The organism is Bradyrhizobium sp. CIR18 (assembly GCF_014198295.1).
Classification (GTDB): domain Bacteria; phylum Pseudomonadota; class Alphaproteobacteria; order Rhizobiales; family Xanthobacteraceae; genus Bradyrhizobium.
The window spans coordinates 424,321-443,561 of the sequence record NZ_JACIHF010000003.1 but is presented as its reverse complement, the minus strand read 5'-3'; the positions used below and the strand labels follow the sequence as shown (position 1 = coordinate 443,561).

General features: G+C 63.7%; 13 protein-coding genes. 9 read left to right on the top strand and 4 right to left on the bottom strand.

The annotated features are described in order from the left end of the window. Window positions 1-180: 180 nt before the first annotated feature. Entirely contained in the window at window positions 181-1,107 is a 927-nt protein-coding gene (locus tag GGD65_RS14995; RefSeq protein WP_183235747.1) for a response regulator, read from the bottom strand. Further along, entirely contained in the window at window positions 1,091-4,462 is a 3,372-nt protein-coding gene (locus GGD65_RS14990) for an ATP-binding protein (RefSeq protein ID WP_183235746.1), read from the bottom strand. Before GGD65_RS14990 ends, GGD65_RS14995 begins: the two co-directional genes overlap by 17 nt. Before the next feature lie 170 nt (window positions 4,463-4,632). Between GGD65_RS14990 and urtA the strand changes: the two genes are divergently transcribed. The 9 genes from urtA to GGD65_RS14945 all read left to right on the top strand — a co-directional run bounded on the left by urtA (window position 4,633) and on the right by GGD65_RS14945 (window position 15,937). Beyond that, entirely contained in the window at window positions 4,633-5,892 is a 1,260-nt protein-coding gene (urtA, locus tag GGD65_RS14985; RefSeq protein ID WP_026201734.1) for an urea ABC transporter substrate-binding protein, read from the top strand. A 133-nt stretch (window positions 5,893-6,025) separates the two neighbouring features. Next, window positions 6,026-6,952 carry an urea ABC transporter permease subunit UrtB gene (gene urtB / locus GGD65_RS14980; RefSeq protein WP_018316774.1) on the top strand — a complete coding sequence of 309 codons (927 nt, stop codon included), beginning with the start codon at window positions 6,026-6,028 and terminating at the stop codon, window positions 6,950-6,952. 17 nt (window positions 6,953-6,969) lie between these two features. Further along, window positions 6,970-8,112 carry an urea ABC transporter permease subunit UrtC gene (gene urtC, locus GGD65_RS14975; protein ID WP_183235745.1) on the top strand — a complete coding sequence of 381 codons (1,143 nt, stop codon included), beginning with the start codon at window positions 6,970-6,972 and terminating at the stop codon, window positions 8,110-8,112. A gap of 10 nt (window positions 8,113-8,122) precedes the next feature. Then, entirely contained in the window at window positions 8,123-8,878 is a 756-nt protein-coding gene (gene urtD, locus GGD65_RS14970; protein WP_091964397.1) for an urea ABC transporter ATP-binding protein UrtD, read from the top strand. Between the two features lie 227 nt (window positions 8,879-9,105). After that, entirely contained in the window at window positions 9,106-9,795 is a 690-nt protein-coding gene (urtE, locus tag GGD65_RS14965) for an urea ABC transporter ATP-binding subunit UrtE (protein ID WP_092251604.1), read from the top strand. A gap of 27 nt (window positions 9,796-9,822) precedes the next feature. Next, window positions 9,823-11,052 carry a formamidase gene (gene fmdA, locus GGD65_RS14960; RefSeq protein WP_018316778.1) on the top strand — a complete coding sequence of 410 codons (1,230 nt, stop codon included), beginning with the start codon at window positions 9,823-9,825 and terminating at the stop codon, window positions 11,050-11,052. 115 nt (window positions 11,053-11,167) lie between these two features. Continuing rightward, window positions 11,168-11,545 carry a zinc ribbon domain-containing protein gene (locus GGD65_RS14955; RefSeq protein ID WP_183235744.1) on the top strand — a complete coding sequence of 126 codons (378 nt, stop codon included), beginning with the start codon at window positions 11,168-11,170 and terminating at the stop codon, window positions 11,543-11,545. A 36-nt stretch (window positions 11,546-11,581) separates the two neighbouring features. Continuing rightward, window positions 11,582-12,622 (top strand): aliphatic amidase, encoded by a 1,041-nt coding sequence (locus tag GGD65_RS14950; RefSeq protein WP_018316780.1) that lies wholly within the window; start codon window positions 11,582-11,584, stop codon window positions 12,620-12,622. Between the two features lie 354 nt (window positions 12,623-12,976). Further along, the gene (locus GGD65_RS14945) at window positions 12,977-15,937 is read left to right on the top strand and encodes an autotransporter domain-containing protein (protein WP_183235743.1); all 2,961 of its coding nucleotides are present in this window, start codon (window positions 12,977-12,979) and stop codon (window positions 15,935-15,937) included. A gap of 40 nt (window positions 15,938-15,977) precedes the next feature. On the opposite strand, the gene GGD65_RS14940 is transcribed toward GGD65_RS14945, so the two are convergent. Together GGD65_RS14940 and GGD65_RS14935 are read right to left on the bottom strand one after the other, a co-directional pair. Continuing rightward, on the bottom strand, window positions 15,978-16,808 hold the full coding sequence (locus GGD65_RS14940) for an MlaD family protein (RefSeq protein WP_183235742.1): 831 nt from the start codon (window positions 16,806-16,808) through the stop codon (window positions 15,978-15,980). Window positions 16,809-16,952: 144 nt separating this feature from the next. Beyond that, on the bottom strand, window positions 16,953-19,172 hold the full coding sequence (locus GGD65_RS14935) for an acetate--CoA ligase family protein (protein WP_183235741.1): 2,220 nt from the start codon (window positions 19,170-19,172) through the stop codon (window positions 16,953-16,955). Window positions 19,173-19,241: the final 69 nt, after the last annotated feature.

Here is a 19,241-nt window from a genome sequence, read left to right as displayed (position 1 = left end):
TCCACTGTCGTCCCCGCGAAGGCGGGGACCCATAACCACAGGGAGTAGTTATGGAGCGAGCTGCTAACTCCGAGCCTTCGCCAAACATCGGCTGTGGCTATGGGTCCCGGATCTGCGCTTCGCTTGTCCGGGACGACACCGGTTGTTGCGTGAACAGCCTCCCAACCCACCCCAGCAGCTCTACGAATTCCTTCGCGTCGCATTCGCCGCAATCGCCGCCGCGGCGGTCCGGTTCTCCACGCCGAGTTTTGCGTAGATCTGCTCGAGATGCTTGTCGACCGTGCGCGGGCTGAGGCCCAGGATTTGCGCGATGTCGCGATTGGTCTTGCCCTTGCTGAGCCAGGCCAGCACCTCGCCCTCGCGGGTGGTGAGGCCGAGCTCGCTGGTGAATTCTGGCGGCAGCGCGGTGCCGGACTCCCTGGAGAGCCGCAGCAGGAATTCGTTCGGCGCAGTTTCGCCCATGTAATAGAGCCGCAGCTGCGGATTGTCGGGCAAGCAAGCCGCCTGGGATTTCGAGCTGCCCTTGGCTTTGGCCTGCTCCAGCCATAGCAGCAGCGATGGCGGCAGGACGAAATCGTCGGCCTGTGCGCCGTGATGATCGGACAGCAGCTTCTGCGCCTGCGGCGTTGCCCACAGCAGATTGCCATGGCGGTCGACCGCGAACAGGAAGCGGCCGGAGACGTCGAGCGCGGCGCGCGCACTCTGGGTCAGCCGGGCATTGCCGAGATGGACGCGGATGCGTGCCAGCATTTCCTCGATCACGATCGGCTTTGTCACGTAATCGACGCCGCCCGCCTCGAGCCCGCGCACGATATGCTCGGTTTCGGCGAGGCCCGTCATGAAGATCACGGGGACATTGGCAAGACCCGCATCGCGCTTGAGCCGACGGCAGGTCTCGAAGCCGTCGATGCCGGGCATCACGGCATCGAGCAGAACGATATCGGGCGTGATCTGGTCGATGATGCGTATCGCGGCCGCGCCGTCGAGCGCCACCATCACCGTCATTCCGGCGCCGTCGAGCGCGTCGGTGAGCAGCCGCAGCGTCTCGGGAGAGTCATCTACAACGAGCGCGACGTCGCGCTTTTTCGACTCAATGTTCATGCGCATGCAACGTCTTCAATGTGGCCATGTACTGCTCGAGATCGAACCGGTCGACCAGCGACCGCATCTGCGCGACGAAGTCGGCGTGCTCCGGATGCTCGCTGCCGATCTCGTCCAGCTTCAATTGTATGCCCCTGACGTAGCCGATCTGGCCGAGCCCGATCAGCGCCTCGATGTGCCGCGCCGGCGGCCTCGATCCGCTTTCGGGGCGCCAGAACGGCACCGCGATCTCGTCCGAGCCGTATTGCCATTCGATCTTGAGGAGCTGGCGGATCGTCTCCAGGAGCCTCGGGATGTCGATCGGCTTCATCAAATAGCCGTCATGGAAGGGCTGCGCCAGCGGCGCCCCGTGAGCCTCGATCGCGCTGGCCGACACCATCAGGATGCGGGCCTGGTGATGGCCGCTCGCGCGCAAGGCCTCCGCGACGGCCCAGCCGTCCATGGCGGGCATCGAGATGTCGAGCAGGAACAGATCGGGCCGGCAATGCTGCGCCAATGCGAGGCAGCCGGGGCCATCCGGCGCGCTGAGCAGGATGAAGCCGAGCGGGGTCAGCACCTCGCGCAGGAGGTCGCGATGCACGGGGTCGTCGTCGGTGATGAGGATGGTCTTGCGCGCGCCGTGATAGCCGGAGACCGGGGCCTCCACCGGCGCGATGAGCTGCGGATTGGTGACCTCCGAGAGCAGGATCTTGACCTTGAACGTTGAGCCGGTGCCGACCGTGGCCATGACCTTGATATCGCCGCCCATTACGCCGGCGAGCAGACGGCTGATGGTCAGGCCGAGGCCGGTGCCGGTTTGCGGCTGCGAGACGCCGAGCGCACCACGCTCGAACGGCGCGAAGATGCGTTCGAGATCGTCGCCCTGGATGCCGGGACCGGTGTCGATCACCTCGAACTCGGCAACGGGGCTGCGATAGTGCACGACGAACTGCACGCTGCCGGTCTGGGTGAACTTGATGGCGTTCGAGAGCAAATTGATCAATACCTGGCGCAGCCGTTTCTCATCGGCATAGACCACCAGCGGTAAATACGCCGGCCGCCGGAACACGAAGTCGATGCCCTTGGCGGCGGCCTGAAGGCGGAACATGCCCACCAGCTGATCGAGGAACTCGCTGAAGCGCACCTCGTCGCGCGACAGATACAGCCGTCCGGCCTCGATCTTGGAGATGTCCAGAATGCCGTCGATCAGGCCGGAGAGGTGGTCGGCACTGCGGCGAACGACGCGGACCTGATCGCGCGGCTTGGTGTTGAGCGTCGTGTCCTGCTCCAGGAGTTGGGCATAGCCGCTGATCGCGTTCAGCGGTGAGCGCAGCTCGTGGCTCAGGCCCACCACGTAGCGGCTCTTGGCGAGGTTGGCGGATTCGGCAACCTCCTTGGCGCGCTGCAGCTCGGCGTCGGTGCGCTTGTGGGCGTCGATCTCCTGGATCAGCAGCGCGGTCTGCCGTCGCGTCTCGGCTTCCGCCGCCCGGCGGCTCTGCTGCGCCAGCACGAACAGCCACGCCACCACGCCGATGATGATGCTGAGCGAGAAGAAAACCTTCCAGAGCACGTCGGAGACGAGCGCGTTCTCGCCATGCACGCTCGCCGAGGTCTGCAGATAGATCAGGCCCAGCACCAGCGCGACGAGGCCGGCGGAGACCACGAACACGCCGACATAGTGGCCGAGTTGCGAGTTGATGCGCGCGTAGATCGGTTGCGGCATCAGCTTGCCCAGCGTCTCCGATACCTGCGCCTGGATCCGCGCGTGCGGCTTGCAGAGATCGTGGCAGCGGGCATCCAGCGAGCAGCACAGAGAGCAGATCGGGCCGGCATAAGCGGGGCACGAGGCCATGTCCTCCGGCTCGAACGCGTGCTCGCAGATGCAGCACTGGATCGCCTCGATGTCCTGCCAGCTCCGTTTCGGCTTGCGCGCGATGTAATATTTGCCGTCCGTGGCCCAGGCAATCAACGGTGCGGTGAGGAAGGCAACCGCCAGCGCTATGAAGGCCGACAGCGCCTTCGCGGTCGGCCCGAACAGGCCGTAAAAGGCGCTGATGGAAACAATGGTCGCGATCGTCATCGCACCGACGCCGACCGGATTGACGTCGTAGAGATGCGCGCGTTTGAATTCGATCTGCTGTGGCCGCAATCCAAGCGGCTTGTTGACGACGAGGTCAGCGACCAGCGCGCCGACCCAGGCGATCGCGACGTTCGAATAGAGCGCGAGCGTCTGCTCCAGGGCCTTGTAGACGCCGATCTCCATCAACAGCAGCGCCACGATGACGTTGAAGACCAGCCAGACGACGCGGCCGGGATGGCTGTGGGTCAGGCGCGAGAAGAAGTTCGACCAGGCGATCGAGCCGGCATAGGCGTTGGTGACGTTGATCTTCACCTGGGACAGGATCACGAATGTGCCGGTCAACGCCAGCGCGAGGTCAGGCTGGGACAGCACATAGCGGAACGCTTCGAGATACATATGGGCGGGCTCGGCGGCCTCCTCGGGCGGCACCCCGTGGCTGAGCGCGAAGAACGCGAGGAACGAACCCGCTAGGAGCTTCAGCGCGCCCAGCACGATCCAGCCCGGTCCCGCGCTCATCAGCGCCACCCACCAGGACGCCCTGGAGGCGCGGCGGTCGCGCGGCAAAAATCGCAGGAAGTCGACCTGCTCGCCGATCTGCGCCACCAGCGAAAACACCACGGAAGCCGCAACTCCGAACAGCAGCAGGTCAAAATGCCCGCTGAGGTCGCCGTGCTCGCCCGAGAACTTACGCCACTCCGTGAAGGAATGCGGGTTGTGCCAGGCGATCGCCGCGAACGGAATGATGTGGAGCACGATCCACAGCGGCTGCGTCCACAATTGGAAGCGGCTGATCAGCGTGATGCCGTAGGCCACCAGCGGGATGATGACGACGGCGCTGATGAGATAGCCGATCGGCCGCGGAATCCCGAAGCACATTTCGAGGGCGGACGCGAGGATCACGGCTTCGATCGCAAAGAAGATGAAGGTGAAGGACGCGTAGATCAGCGAGGTGACGGTGGAGCCGATGTAGCCGAAGCCGGCGCCGCGCGTGAGCAGGTCGATGTCGATGCCGCATTTGGCGGCATAATAGGCGATCGGTACGCCACAGCAGAAGATGATGAGGGAGACCACGAGGATGGCGGCGGTCGCATTGGTGACGCCATAGTTCAGCGTGATGGTGCCGCCGATCGCCTCCATCGCCAGGAACGAGATCGCGCCCAGCGCCGTGTTGGCGACCCGGGCGGCGGACCAGCGGCGCGCGCTCTTCGCCGTGAAGCGCAGCGCATAGTCCTCCAGGGTCTGGTTGGCGACCCATTGGTTGTACTGGCGCCTGACGCGGTCTATTCGCTGCCGCCCTGCCACGCTTTACCCCACTCCTGATACGGACCCGGAGCCCTCGCAAATTCCGTACCAAAAGCCTACGTCGGCATTTTGCGGTGCAGTATACGCGATCTTGCGTATGCTGGCACTGCATCAATCCGAGCCATCCTCACGGCACCAATCGCGTGTACTCGAACAAAAGTGGGGTGCTCATGTCAGACGAACCAAACAAGGGACTTTTGTCGCCGCTCCGGCGCAAACTATTGATGGGAATGGCCGCCGTGCCGGCCATCACGATGCTGCCGCGGGCGTCCTTTGCGCAGGCTCCCGCGACCTCGGCGGTCAACACCACCGGCCTTGCAGTCACCGATACCGAGGTCACGGTCGGCATCCTGCACTCGGCGACCGGCACCATGGCCATCTCCGAGACCGGGTCGATCGAGGCCGAAAAGCTTGCCATCGAGCAGATCAATGCCGCCGGCGGCGTGCTCGGCCGCAAGATCAAGTTCATCCAGGAAGACGGCGCCAGCGACTGGCCGACTTTCGCGGAAAAGGCCAAGAAGCTGCTGGTCAACGACAAGGTCGCGGCGATCATGGGCTGCTGGACCTCGGCCTCGCGCAAGGCGGTGCTGCCGGTCATGGAGCAGTATAACGGCATGCTCTATTACCCGACCTTCTACGAAGGCCTCGAGCAGTCCAAGAACGTCATCTACACCGGTCAGGAAGCGACTCAGCAGATTCTCGCCGGCCTGAACTGGATCGCCAAGGAAAAGGGCGCGAAGTCGTTCTTCTTCATCGGCTCCGACTACATCTGGCCGCGCACCTCGAACAAGATCGCGCGCAAGCACGTCGAGAACGTGCTGAAGGGCAAGGTGGTCGGCGAGGAGTACTATCCGCTCGGCAACACCCAGTTCAACTCGGTCATCAACAAGATCAAGCTGACCAAGCCCGACGTGATCTTCACCGACGTCGTGGGCGGCTCCAACGTCGCCTTCTACAAGCAGCTCAAGGCCGCCGGCATCGACCTCTCCAAGCAGGCGCTGCTGACGATCTCGGTGACCGAAGACGAGATCGACGGCATCGGCGGCGAGAACATCGCGGGTGCCTATGCCTGCATGAAGTACTTCCAGTCGCTCGACAATCCGAACAACAAGGCGTTCGTGCCGGCGTTCAAGAAAGCGTGGGGCGAGAAGACGGTGATCGGAGACGTCACCCAGGCTGCCTATCTCGGCCCGTGGCTGTGGAAGTTGACGGTGGAGAAGGCGGGCTCCTTCGACGTCGACAAGATCGCGGCGGCCTCGCCCGGCGTCGAGTTCAAGGGCGCGCCGGAAGGCTATGTGCGCATCCACGAGAACCATCATCTCTGGTCGAAGACCCGGGTGGGGCGCGCCAAGCTCGATGGCCAGTTCGAGCTGATCTACGAGACCGCCGATCTCGTCGAGCCCGATCCGTTCCCGAAGGGTTACCAATAAAGAAGCGCGCCCAGTCGCGCTTTCTTCCAACCACCAAGCCTCTCCCTGGCGTGGACCGCAAATCCACGCCCAAGACCCCCGCGTCGCGAACCTGCTCGCGACGCGGGACCCTTAACCCCGACGGAGGACATCGATGTTCGGCGACTACTCGCTTGGTGACCTTGGCTCCATCTTCGTCATGCAGGGCTTTGCAGGACTGATCCTGTTCTCGGTCTACGTCCTGATGGCGCTCGGGCTTGCCATCATCTTCGGCCAGATGGGCGTCATCAACATGGCCCATGGCGAGTTCATGATCCTCGGCGCCTACGTCACCTGGATGACCTCGAATGTCTTCCAGTCCTATTTGCCGGGCTTGTTCAGCGGCTATTTCTTCCTTGCGATGATCCTGGCCTTTGTCGCGTCCGGCGCATTGGGGATGCTGGTGGAGTGGGTGCTGATACGGCATCTCTACAAGCGCCCGCTGGATACGCTGCTTGCCACCTGGGGCCTCAGCCTGATGCTGCAGCAGGCCTATCGCTCCGTGTTCGGCGCGCGTGAGGTCGGCGTCGAGCTGCCGCAATGGATGCTGGGCTCGCTGCACGTAACCGACAGCATCGAAGTGCCGATCAACGGCGTCTTCGTGATGTGTCTCACCGTGTTGATCACTCTCTCGGTCGCGTACGTCATGTACATGTCGCGCTGGGGCCGCCAGGTCCGTGCGGTGGTGCAGAACCGCATCATGGCCGGCGCGGTCGGCATCAATACCGAGAAGGTCGACCGCTACACCTTCGGGCTTGGTTGCGGCATTGCCGGAATCGCCGGAAGCGCCTTCACCATGATCGGCTCGACCGGGCCGACCTCCGGACAGCTCTACATCGTCGACACGTTCCTCGTCGTCGTATTCGGCGGCGCGGCCAGCCTGCTCGGCACCATCGCCTCCGCGTTCTCGATCTCGCAGACGCAATCGACGCTCGAATTCTTCATGTCGGGCTCGATGGCCAAGGTCCTGACGCTGCTCGCTGTCGTCGGCATCCTGATGCTGCGGCCGCAGGGTCTCTTTGCCCTCAAAGTCCGCAAGTAAGGAGAAGCAGGCAAGTCATGATCATCAACTCACGCTTCTTCAATCGCTCCGAGCTCATCGGCTTCATCGTTCTGGCCGCCGTGCTGTTCGTGATCCTGCCGCTGTCGCTGGATGTGTTCCGCCTCAACCTGGTCGCGAAATACCTCACCTACGCCTTTGTCGCGCTCGGCCTCGTGCTGTGCTGGGGCTATGGCGGCATCTTGAGCCTGGGGCAGGGCGTGTTCTTCGGTCTCGGCGGCTACTGCATGGCGATGTTTCTCAAGCTGGAGGCTTCCAGCGTCGAGAACACGAAGATCCAGTCGACGCCCGGCATCCCCGATTTCATGGACTGGAATCAGATCACGTCGCTGCCGCTGTTCTGGCAGCCGTTTCACAGCCTCACCTTCACCATCCTCGCCATCATCCTGGTCCCCGGCCTGTTCGCCCTGATCATCGGCACCGCGATGTTCAAGCGCCGAGTCGGCGGCACCTATTTCGCGATCATCACCCAGGCCGTCGCCGCCATCCTCACCATCCTGATCGTCGGGCAGCAGGGCTACACCGGCGGCATCAACGGCATGACCGACCTGCGCACCCTCAAGGGCTGGGACATCCGGCCCGACCACGCCAAGGTCATCCTGTACTTCGTCGAGGTGGTGCTGCTGTTCGCCTGCATCGGCATCGCCCAGTTCACCCGCCTGACCAAGCTCGGCCGCATCCTGGTGGCGATGCGCGAACAGGAGGATCGCGTCCGCTTCTCCGGCTACAGCGTCGCCAACTTCAAGATCTTCGCCTTCTGCATGGCCGCGGTCTTCGCCGCGATCGGTGGCGCAATGTTCGCGCTCAATGTCGGTTTCATGTCGCCGTCCTTTGTCGGCATCGTGCCGTCGATCGAGATGGTGATCTACACCGCGGTCGGCGGACGCATGTCGATCTTCGGCGCGATCTGGGGCGCCATCCTGGTGAATTTCGCCAAGACCAGCCTGTCGGAATCCTTCCCGCAACTCTGGCTGTTCGGCCTCGGCGCGCTGTTCATCGCCGTCGTGCTCGCCTTCCCGAACGGTTTGTCCGGGCTCTGGGCCGATTACGTGCAGCCGAGGATTGATCGGCTGTTCGCCTCGCGCAAGCGGAAGCCGGGCTGGAACGACAATTCGGTCGCCGACGGCGCACCGGCAGAGTGAGGAGGCCATCATGCTCGTTGGACACCAGCCCAAGGAATTCCTGCTCGCTGTCTCCGGACTGACCGTCTCGTTCGACGGGTTCAAGGCGGTCAATGATCTCTCCTTTTACGTCGAGGAGAACGAGATCCGCGTCATCATCGGTCCCAACGGCGCCGGCAAGACCACGGTGCTCGATCTGATCTGCGGCAAGACCAAGGCGACCTCGGGCTCGATCCAGTTTCGTGGCAAGGAGCTCACGAAGATGAAAGAAAACGAGATCGTGCAGACCGGCGTCGGGCGCAAATTCCAGACGCCGTCGGTGTTCGAGGATCTCACCGTGTTCGAGAACCTCGAGATCTCGTTTCCACGCGGCCGCACCGTGTTCGGCTCGCTGACCTTTCAGCGCGACCAGCTGGTGAAGGACCGGGTCGAGGAGGTCGCGGAGATGATCTTCCTCAAGGACAAGCTCAACACCTATGCCGACGAGCTCAGCCATGGCCAGAAGCAATGGCTCGAGATCGGCATGCTGCTGATCCAGGACCCGGACCTCCTGATGCTCGACGAGCCGGTCGCCGGCATGAGCGTGTCCGAGCGCGCCAAGACCGCCGAGCTGCTCAACCGCATCATCAAGAACCGCTCGGTGCTGGTGATCGAGCACGACATGAAGTTCGTCGAGGACATCGCCCACAAGGTCACCGTGCTGCACCAGGGCCAGATCCTCTCCGAGGGGACCATGGAGAAGGTCAAGAACGATCCCAAGGTCATCGAAGTCTATCTGGGGCACTGACGATGGCGAAAACCAATGAATCCGTCGCGGCATCGACGATGCACCTCTCCCCTTGTGGGAGAGGTCGGATCGCATCGTCAGATGCGATCCGGGTGAGGGGTCTCTCTCCGCGGATCAAGCTGCCGCTCGGATCCGCTGATGCATACCCCTCATCCGTCGCGGGCTCCGCCCGCGCCACCTTCTCCCACAAGGGGAGAAGGAAGACGTACCGAGCCTAGGAGCGCTTCATGCTGGCAATTTCCGATCTTCACGTCGCCTACGGCCAGAGCGAGGTGCTGCACGGGCTCAACGTCAAGGTCGCGCCCAACGAGATCGTGGCGATCATGGGCCGCAACGGCATGGGCAAGACCACGCTGATGAAGTCGCTGATGGGCATCCTGCCGGCCAGGAGCGGCTCGGTGACCATGGACGGCGCCGAGCTCGGCAACCTCAAGAGCTACGAGCGCGTCGCCAAGGGCCTCGCCTATGTGCCGCAGGGCCGCATGATCTTCTCCACCATGACGGTGAAGGAGAACATCGAGACCGGCCTCGTCGTTGCGGGCGAATCCGAGGTACCCGGCGACATCTACGAATTGTTTCCGGTCCTGCTGGAGATGAAGGGCCGCCGCGGCGGCAATCTCTCCGGCGGCCAGCAGCAGCAGCTCGCCATTGCGCGTGCGCTCGCCACCAAGCCGAAGGTGTTGCTGCTGGATGAGCCGACCGAAGGCATCCAGCCCTCCATCATCAAGGAGATGGCGCGGACCCTGAAACGCATCCGCGACGAGAAGGGGCTCTCGATCGTCGTGTCCGAGCAGGTCCTGAGCTTCGCGCTCGACATCGCCGACCGCGTGCTGGTGATCGAGAACGGCGAGATCGTGCGCGACGATCCGCGCCACGCCGTCGATGCCGCGCAGGTCTCGAAATATCTGTCCGTCTAACCAACCGTGTAAAAGGGGAGCATCTCGATGCCAGAGACACTGATCAAGGTCGATCTGACCAAGTCGGCTTACGAAAATGACATGGTGCACAACCGCTGGCACCCCGACATCCCGATCGTGGCCTGGGTCAATCCCGGAGACGATTTCATCATCGAGACCTATGACTGGACCGGTGGCTTCATCAAGAACAACGATTCCGCCGATGACGTGCGCGACATCGACCTGTCGATCGTGCACTTCCTGTCCGGTCCGATCGGCGTCAAGGGCGCCGAGCCCGGCGATCTCCTCGTCGTCGATCTGCTCGACGTCGGCCCGATGAAAGAGAGCCTGTGGGGCTTCAACGGCTTCTTCTCCAAGCAGAACGGCGGCGGCTTCCTCACCGACCATTTCCCGCTGGCGCAGAAATCGATCTGGGACATCAAGGGCCTCTACACCTCGTCCCGCCACGTGCCCGGCGTGAACTTCGCCGGCCTGATCCATCCCGGCCTGATCGGCTGTCTGCCCGATCCGAAGATGCTGGAGACCTGGAACAAGCGTGAGGCCGAGTTGATCTCGACCAATCCGACCCGCGTGCCGGGCCTTGCCAATCCGCCGTTCGCGGCGACCGCCCATGGCGGCCGCGCCAAGGGCGACGTGAAAGCCAAGATCGGCGCCGAGGGCGCGCGCACGGTGCCGCCGCGCGAGCACGGCGGCAATTGCGACATCAAGGATCTCTCGCGCGGCTCGAAGATCTACTTCCCGGTCTATGTGCCGGGCGCGGGTCTTTCGATGGGCGATCTGCACTTCAGCCAGGGCGACGGCGAGATCACCTTCTGCGGCGCCATCGAGATGGCGGGATGGCTGCATCTGAAGGTCGAGGTGATCAAGGACGGCATGTCGAAGTACGGCATCAAGAACCCGATCTTCAAGCCGTCCCCGATCACGCCGAACTACAAGGATTATCTGATCTTCGAAGGCATCTCGGTGGATGAAGCCGGCAAGCAGCACTATCTCGATGTTCACATCGCCTATCGCCAGGCCTGTCTCAACGCCATCGAATACCTGAAGAAGTTCGGCTACTCCGGCGCACAGGCCTATTCGATCCTCGGCACCGCGCCATGTCAGGGCCACATCTCCGGCGTGGTCGACGTGCCCAACGCCTGCGCCACGCTGTGGCTGCCGACCGAGATCTTCGACTTCGACGTGATGCCGTCGGCGGCAGGTCCCATCAAGCACATCACCGGCGATATCCAGATGCCGATCTCGCCGGACAAGTAGTCGGTGTGCTCCCTCTCCCCGTCCTTACGGGGAGAGGGTTGGGGTGAGGAGTTATCTCCGCACGAACAGTGCGAGCGAGCCTCCGTTGAACAGGCAAGAGTGTAGGGATGATGCGATGCCGGTCTATGAATATCTCTGTGACGATTGCGGCCCGTTCAAGGACCTGCGCCCGATGGCCGAGTGCGACGATCCACAAAGCTGCCCGCATTGCGAGACCATTGCGCCGCGCGTCATTCTGACCGCGCCGAATTTCTTCTGCATGCCGTCAGACAAGCGCAAGGCGCATGCCGTCAACGAGCGCAGCTCGCACGCGCCGCAGACGCTCGCGCAATACAAGGCCTCGCACGGTCCCGGCTGCGGCTGCTGCTTTTCGGGCAAGTCCGTGAAGGACAAGAACGCGATCGACAAGAAGAAGCCGGCGCGGCTGGTGACCAAGACGAAGAGCGGCGCCAAGGGCTTTCCGACTGCGCGGCCGTGGATGATCAGCCACTAACGCACCTCAAACCAATAAACGACAGGAGCGCCCAACATGCTTCACGGTGACATTTCCAGCAGTAACGATACCGTCGGCGTCGCCGTGGTGAACTACAAGATGCCCCGCCTGCACACCAAGGCCGAGGTGCTCGATAACGCCCGCAAGATCGCCGACATGGTGGTGGGCATGAAGACTGGCCTGCCCGGCATGGACCTCGTGATCTTCCCGGAATATTCCACGCAAGGCATCATGTACGACTCCAAGGAGATGTACGAGACGGCGTGCGCGGTGCCGGGTGAAGAGACAGCGATCTTCGCCGAGGCCTGCCGCAGGGCCAAGGTGTGGGGCGTGTTCTCGCTGACCGGCGAGCGACATGAGGAGCATCCGCACAAGGCGCCCTACAACACCCTCATCCTGATGAACGACAAGGGCGAGATCGTGCAGAAGTATCGCAAGATCATGCCATGGGTGCCGATCGAGGGCTGGTATCCCGGCAATTGCACCTATGTCTCCGACGGCCCCAAGGGGATGAAGGTCAGCCTGATCATCTGCGACGATGGCAATTTCCCGGAGATCTGGCGTGATTGTGCCATGAAGGGCGCCGAGTTGATCGTGCGCTGCCAGGGCTACATGTATCCGGCCAAGGAGCAGCAGGTCCTTATTTCCAAGGCGATGGCGTGGGCCAACAACGTCTATGTCGCTGTCGCCAATGCCGCAGGCTTCGACGGCGTCTACTCCTATTTCGGCCACTCCGCGATCATCGGCTTCGATGGCCGTACGCTCGGCGAGTGCGGCGAGGAGGATTACGGCATCCAGTACGCACAGCTGTCGAAACATCTGATCCGCGATGCGCGCCGCAACGGCCAGTCACAGAACCATCTCTACAAGCTGGTCCACCGCGGCTACACCGGCATGATCAATTCCGGCGAAAGCCCGCGCGGCGTCGCGGCGTGCCCCTATGACTTCTACAAGAACTGGATCAAGGATCCCGAAGGCACGCGTGACATGGTCGAGGCGATGACCCGCTCGACCCCCGGCACGGACGAATGTCCGATCGACGGCATCCCGAATGGGTCGTCGCCGAGCAATTACTGAGCCCTTGCCGGCTCCATGAGTTGGACGGGTCAACCCCTTGATGTGAACGGCCGTCCACAAATGCGGACGTTCTGATCCGTCCGTAGGTGTGCGGAATGGGAATGGCGCCCGGCAAAACCGTGGCGCGGTTACAACATGGACTGTTGAATCTGCCCGAGTTGGGGGGCAGTTGGGCGGATTCTCGATGCCCCGTAGTTCTACCGCCCATCCTCTTCGCCTAAGTTCCCCGCGGCGCCGCTGGGGAGCGCCGCGGGGTGGGGAACGAGCGTGGGGGCTTGGTTGCGATCGAGCGGGGGGAGTTGCCCGCGCCGGAGTGCTGCGGCAAAGCGCGCGGCATTCGGGGCCGGCCTCGTCGTGACCGCGATCGCTGTGGCGAGCCCGGTCGGGGCCCAGCAGGTTTTCAACGGATCACAGACCACGCCGAACGGCACCGTCAACGGTGGGGGCGGCGTCTGGGACAACACGACGACCAACTGGACCGACGTCTTTGGCGCGACCAGCACCGCCTATGATCCCGCGTCAGCCGGCACGCTGTTCGGAAGCAGCGCTCCCTCGACGCCGGCGACGGGCGGCACGGTGACGGTTACGCCGGGCGGCGTGCAGCTCACCAGCCTCGTGGGCTTCGACCTGACCGCCGACGGCTCGATCTATACCATTCAGGGCGGCGACCTCAGGCTGGCTGCGGGCGGCACCACGTTCGTCACCAACGATGTGACCGGCACCAGCGATCCCTCGGCCGCGATCGTTTCGCGCATTGTCGGCAGCGACGGCATCAATGTTCAGGGACCAGGTACCCTGGCGCTGCTCGGCGCGAACTCCTATACCGGCGGCACCTTCATCTGCAATTGCGGATCCCTGCGGCTCGGTGACGCGACCCACACCGCGAGCATGGTCGGCGCCGTCACCAACGAGGGCCTCTTCAGCATCGTCAATGCCGACACGTCGGGGATCACGTCGATCCTGAACGCCTTCTCCGGCACCACGATGTTTCTCAACGCAAGCTCCGCCAGCTCGATCGTGATCACCAACAACGGCCAGGTGTATTTCGGCGATCCGCTCGGGGGCGGCTCCGACACCGCCACGGCCGGTCGGGCCACCATCATCAATGACAGCGGCCTGATCGGCTTCTTCGGACGGACTAATGCAGGCGCGGCCAACATCACCAACCAGAATGGCGGCGGCACGATATTCATCGAGCAATCTTCGGCGGGCTCGGCGACGATCGTGAACAAGGATTTTGGCGGGACCGTGTTCGGGACGTTCGCCGGCTCCGACACGGCGACCGCCGGCAATGCAACCATCATCAATGAAGCCGACGGTCTCACCAATTTCGGCGCGTTCACGACGGCCGGCAATGCCACGATCATCACCAAGGACGGCGGCAGGACCGAATTCTTCGACAACTCCACCGGCGGCAACGCACGCTTCATCACCACCGGGACCGGCGTCGTCGATTTCGGTGGAGGCACCGGTCCGGCCGGCGATGGTCGCATCACCGCAGGATCGATCGAAGGCAGCGGCTTCTACTACATCGGCGGCGGCAATACCCTCGTCGTCGGCGGTAACAACCTCTCGACCGAGGTCAGCGGCGTCATCGGTGATACCTGCGGTTGCGGTCCCGCTGGCCCCGGCTCGCTGGAAAAGGTCGGCAGCGGCACGTTGATCCTCTCGGGCGCGAATACCTACACCGGCACGACCACGGTGAACGGCGGCATCCTGCGGGTCGATGGTGACATCTCGCAGTCGAGCCTGACCACCGTGAATGCCGGTGGTGCGTTGTTCGGCGCCGGAATCGTTGGCAATACGGTTATCGCCAACGGCGGTATCTATGCGCCCGGCGACGGCGGCCCGGGCTCGAGCATGCAGGTTCAGGGCGATCTCACGCTTCAGTCCGGCTCGGTCTATGTGGTGCAGGTCGGTAGCGGATCCAGCACGAGCCACGCGCTCGTCACCGGCAATGTCGCGCTGGACGGCACTGTCGGCGTCGCGCTGTATCCGGGCGCCGCGGTGATGAAGCACTATTCGATCATGAACTTCTTCGGCACCTCCGGCGGGAATTTTTCGGGCGTTGCCGCGCCGGGTGGCCTCATCGGCACGACGACCGTCGGATCGAACGAGGTCTTCCTCGATTTCACGCTGAACTACGGCGCGAAATACGCGCTCAACGTCAACCAGCAGAACGTTGCCACGACGCTTCAGAATTTCTTCAACACCAACGGCTTCCTGCAGGCCGAACTCGCGGGTCTTGGTCCCGGGGGCCTGACGCAGGCCTCGGGTGAATCCGCAACGGGATCGCAGCAGACGACGTTCAATGCGATGAACCTGTTCATGAGCCTGTTGACCGACGTCTTCAGCTCTGGACGCAGCGGCACCCCTGGCGCCTCGCCATTTGCCGCGGACGCAAATGCGCGCGACAAGAGCGCGCGCGACGCCTTCGCCTCGATTTACCGCAAGGCACCAGGTGCAACGTTCGAGCAGCGCTGGGATGTGTGGACGGCCGGCTACGGCGGCTCGCAGACCACGGACGGCAATTCCGGCCTCGGCTCGAACAACACGAGCAGCAGTGTCTACGGCACTGCCGTGGGCCTCGATTACCGCTTCTCGCCATCGACGATTGCGGGCTTTGCACTCGCAGGCGGCGGGACCGCCTTGAACGTCAACGGGCTCGGCTGGGGTCGCTCCGACCTTTTCCAGGCCGGTGCCTTCGTGCGTCATACGGCGGGACCGGCCTACATCACGGCGGCGCTCGCCTATGGCTGGCAGGACGTCACGACCAACCGCATCGTGACGGCTGCCGGTTATGACCAGCTGCGTGCGCAGTTCAACGCCAACGCGTTCTCGGGCCGCATCGAGGGCGGCTATCGCTATGCCATGCAGTGGGCTGGCCTCACGCCGTATGCGGCGCTCCAGGCCACCTTGTTCAGCCTTCCGACCTATGCAGAGGCTGCCGTGGTCGGCAGCAACGTCTTCGCTCTCAACTATGCCGCCAAGGACGTGACCAGCACGCGCACCGAACTCGGCCTGCGCGCGGACAGATCGTTTGCCGCGGCCGGTGGCCTCATGACCCTGCGCGGCCGCCTCGCCTGGGCGCATGATTACAATCCGGACCGCACCGTCGGCGCGGTGTTCCAGACCCTGCCGGGATCGGCTTTCGTCGTGAACGGTGCCGCCCAGGCGCGCGATTCGGCTCTGACCACGGCATCAGCGCAGATGAACTGGATGAACGGCTGGTCTGCATCGGCGACGTTCGAGGGAGAGTTCTCGAACCTCACCCGTTCCTACGCCGGCAAGGGCGTCGTGCGCTACGCATGGTGAGACATGGTCGCCTCCCTTGAGAGGGAGGATAGGGGAGGCGTCACTGCTTCTTCTGCGGCGGCTTGCGCGGCGGGCGCGGGGCGGCAGTGGGGGCCGGCGTCCCGCTCATCTTGTTGGCGGCCTCGCTGACGTCGAGCAGCGAGCGACGGATGTCCTCGAGGTAGCCGGCCGATTTCTTTCTCATGGTGTCGGCGAGCTCGTGCAGCCCCTGTATCTTCTCGAACAGCTCGTCGGCCTTGCCGTCGACGAAGCCGGGCACCACGCCCTCGATCTTCGTGACTGCCTTATCAAAGCCCGCGAAGGCGGTGTCGACCTTGGCCATGACGGAGTCGATTTCGCCACCCTTGCTCCGGAGGTCGGCGGTGTAGTCCTCGAACGTGCGCAGGCCTTCCTTGATCGCGGGGGCGTTGCTGACGATGGTGCGGTCGACACTGTGCAGGGTGTCGACGATGGACTCGGCGTCGCTGAGATCGGCGGTCAGCACGGGGATGCCGTCCGAGTCCAGCGGCACCGGCGGCGCGGAGGGCGCGCCCCCGATCAGCGAGATCGCGGCGACGCCGGTGAGGCCCTGGAACTCGATGCCCGCCACGGTGTCCTTGCGGATCGGCGCGGTGTTGTCGAGCATCACCAGCGCCACGATCCTGCGCGGATTGTCCAGCTTGATCGAGAGGATCTGGCCGGCGGGCACGCCGTCGAAATTGACCGGTCCGCCGCGGCGCAGGCCGCTGGCCGAGCCGCCTTCGAACACCACGCGCAACTGGCTGCGGCTCTGGATGGTGCGCCATTTCTGCACGCCGAGCAGGCCGCCGAACGCCACGGCAATCACCGTCAGCGTTGCCGTTCCGATCACCAGATTACTCGCGCGTGCCATCAGGCGATTCTACGGCCAAAGCGGGGAAGTTGGAAGGAGGCCCCAATGGTACGTAGGGCGGGTTAGCGAAGCGTAACCCGCCGTTTTCGCCGCAGCAGTCGTGTAAATTGGCGGATTACGCTGGCGCTAATCCGCCCTACGGCCTCAATGCCCGGCAACTCGCCTAGCAGCAGCATTGTTCAGCACGATCAGAGCGTCGACCGCTACGCCCGTCCTGGTGTTGATCAGGAACGGGTTGATATCGATCGAGGCGATCCGGTCGTCGGCATCCGCGATCAAATTGGACAGGCCGACCAGCGTCTTCACCGCGGAGGCCTCGTGCAGGGCCGGCTTGCCGCGATAGCCGCGCAGCTTGATCCCAGCCTTGGTGCGGCCGATCAGGAGCCGCGCCTCGGCCTCGTCCAGCGGCGCGCCGGCAAGCGCGACGTCTTTCATCAGCTCGATGTCGATGCCGCCGGTGCCGAACAGCACGACAGGTCCCATCTCGGCATCGAGCGAGGCGCCGACGACGAGCTCGAGCTCGGCCTTGACCTGCTGCGCGATCAAAATGCCGTCCAGCTTCGGCTTGCCCTTCAGCTTCGCGACCCGTGCGGTGATGTCGGCGAACGCCGTCTTCACCTCGGCCGCGCTGTTGAGGTTCAACACCACGCCGCCGATGTCGGATTTGTGCAGGATCTCGGCGCTGACGAGTTTTGCCACGACCGGAAAGCCGATCTGCTTGGCGATCTTCACCGCCTCGGCTGCGGTCTGTGCGATCGCCTCCTTCGAGATCGGAATGCCATAGGCCTTCAGGAGCTTCTTCGAGGCGACCTCGTCGAGCGCGGCGCCGCTCGCCGATTTCAGCGCCTTCTCCAGCACGGCGCGCGCGGCAGGTTTCGAGCTCGAGACGATATCGGGCACCTCCTTGCGCAGCCTGGCGTAGTCGAGCAGCGACTTGATCGCGGTCACCGCCCGGTCCATGCCCTGCATGACCGCGAGATGCGGCAGCGATTTGCGCAAGGTCTTGGTGAACTCGGTGAAGCCGATCGACATCGCGCTGATATAGATCACAGGCTTGCCGCCCTGGCGCGCCATGTCGTCGACGATACGCAAATTGCGCTCGCGAAGCTCGTGCGGGGCTTTCGGCAGCTCGGCATCGACGATGACAATGTCGATATCGGGGTCGTCGATCATCAGCTTGATCGACTTCATGTAGACGGAGGGATCGACCACCGCGGCAAAGCCGGCGTCGAGCGGGTTACCAACGATCGACCCCGGGCCGAGCATCTTTGCCAGCTCGGAGCCGACGTGCGGGCTGAGCGGCGCAAAGTTCAGGCCCTCGGCATAGAAGGCGTCCAGCAGCATGCCGCGCTTGCCGCCGGACAGCGTGACCGCCGCGAGCCGGTCGCCCTTGGGCACGCCGCAATGAACGAAGCATTCCGTGGTCTCGATCAGCTCGTCGAGCCCGCCGACGCGGATGACGCCTTCGCGCGTTGCAATGGCGTCGAACGTCTCGATCGAGCCTGCAAGCGCACCCGTATGTGCCATCGCCGCGGCGCGGCCACCCTCGGACGAACCAAGCTTGAGTGCGATCACGGGTTTGCTGGCAGCGCGCGCTGCCTTGCAGGCCTCGCGGAACGCCTTGGTATTGCGTACGCCTTCGAGGTAGACGACGATCACCTTGATGCTCGGATCCTCGGCGAAATAGCGCATCAGGTCCGGCGTCTCGAGCCCGGCCTCATTGCCTGATGTCACCATGTAGCCGACGCCGACACCTCGATCCTCCAGCGCTTGGCGGATCGCCATGACGATCGCGCCGGACTGTCCGGCGATCGCTACCGCGCCCTGTTCCATGGTGACGATGCGGTCGTCGATGTTGGTGAAAAGCTTCTCGCCGGCGCTCAGATTGCCGAGGCAGTTCGGGCCGGTGACGGCAAGTCCCGTCTCGCGTATCGCCGCCTGCAATTCGGCCGCGAGCTTCTGGCTTTCCTCGTCCTGCAACTCGCTGAAGCCCGAGGTGACGATGGTGGCCGACCGTGCGCCGGCGGCCGCGGCATCGCGGATCACCTGTACGGCAAAGCGCGCCGGCACCAGCACCAGAACGTGATCCGGCTTTTCCGGGAGGCTCGCAAAATCCTTGTAGCAGGGGACGCCCCAGATGGTTTCCCGCTTGGCGTTGACCGGATAGAGGCCGCCCTCGTAACCGTACTTGATCAGGTTATTCCAGATGCGTTCGGCATAGTTGCCGGGCTTGTCGGTCGCGCCCACCAGCACGATGTTGTGCGGGTGCAGCATGGCGTGGATGCCCTTGACGATCTCTCCGGCATCGGGCGATGGAGACCATGGGCGCGGAGAAACCGATGCGGCGGGCACTTGAGCTTCCATGCGCTTCCCTCACTTCTTGTTCTTGTTGCAACGCGCGCCGCGCGCCGGCTTCGGGGGCTGATCGTGGCC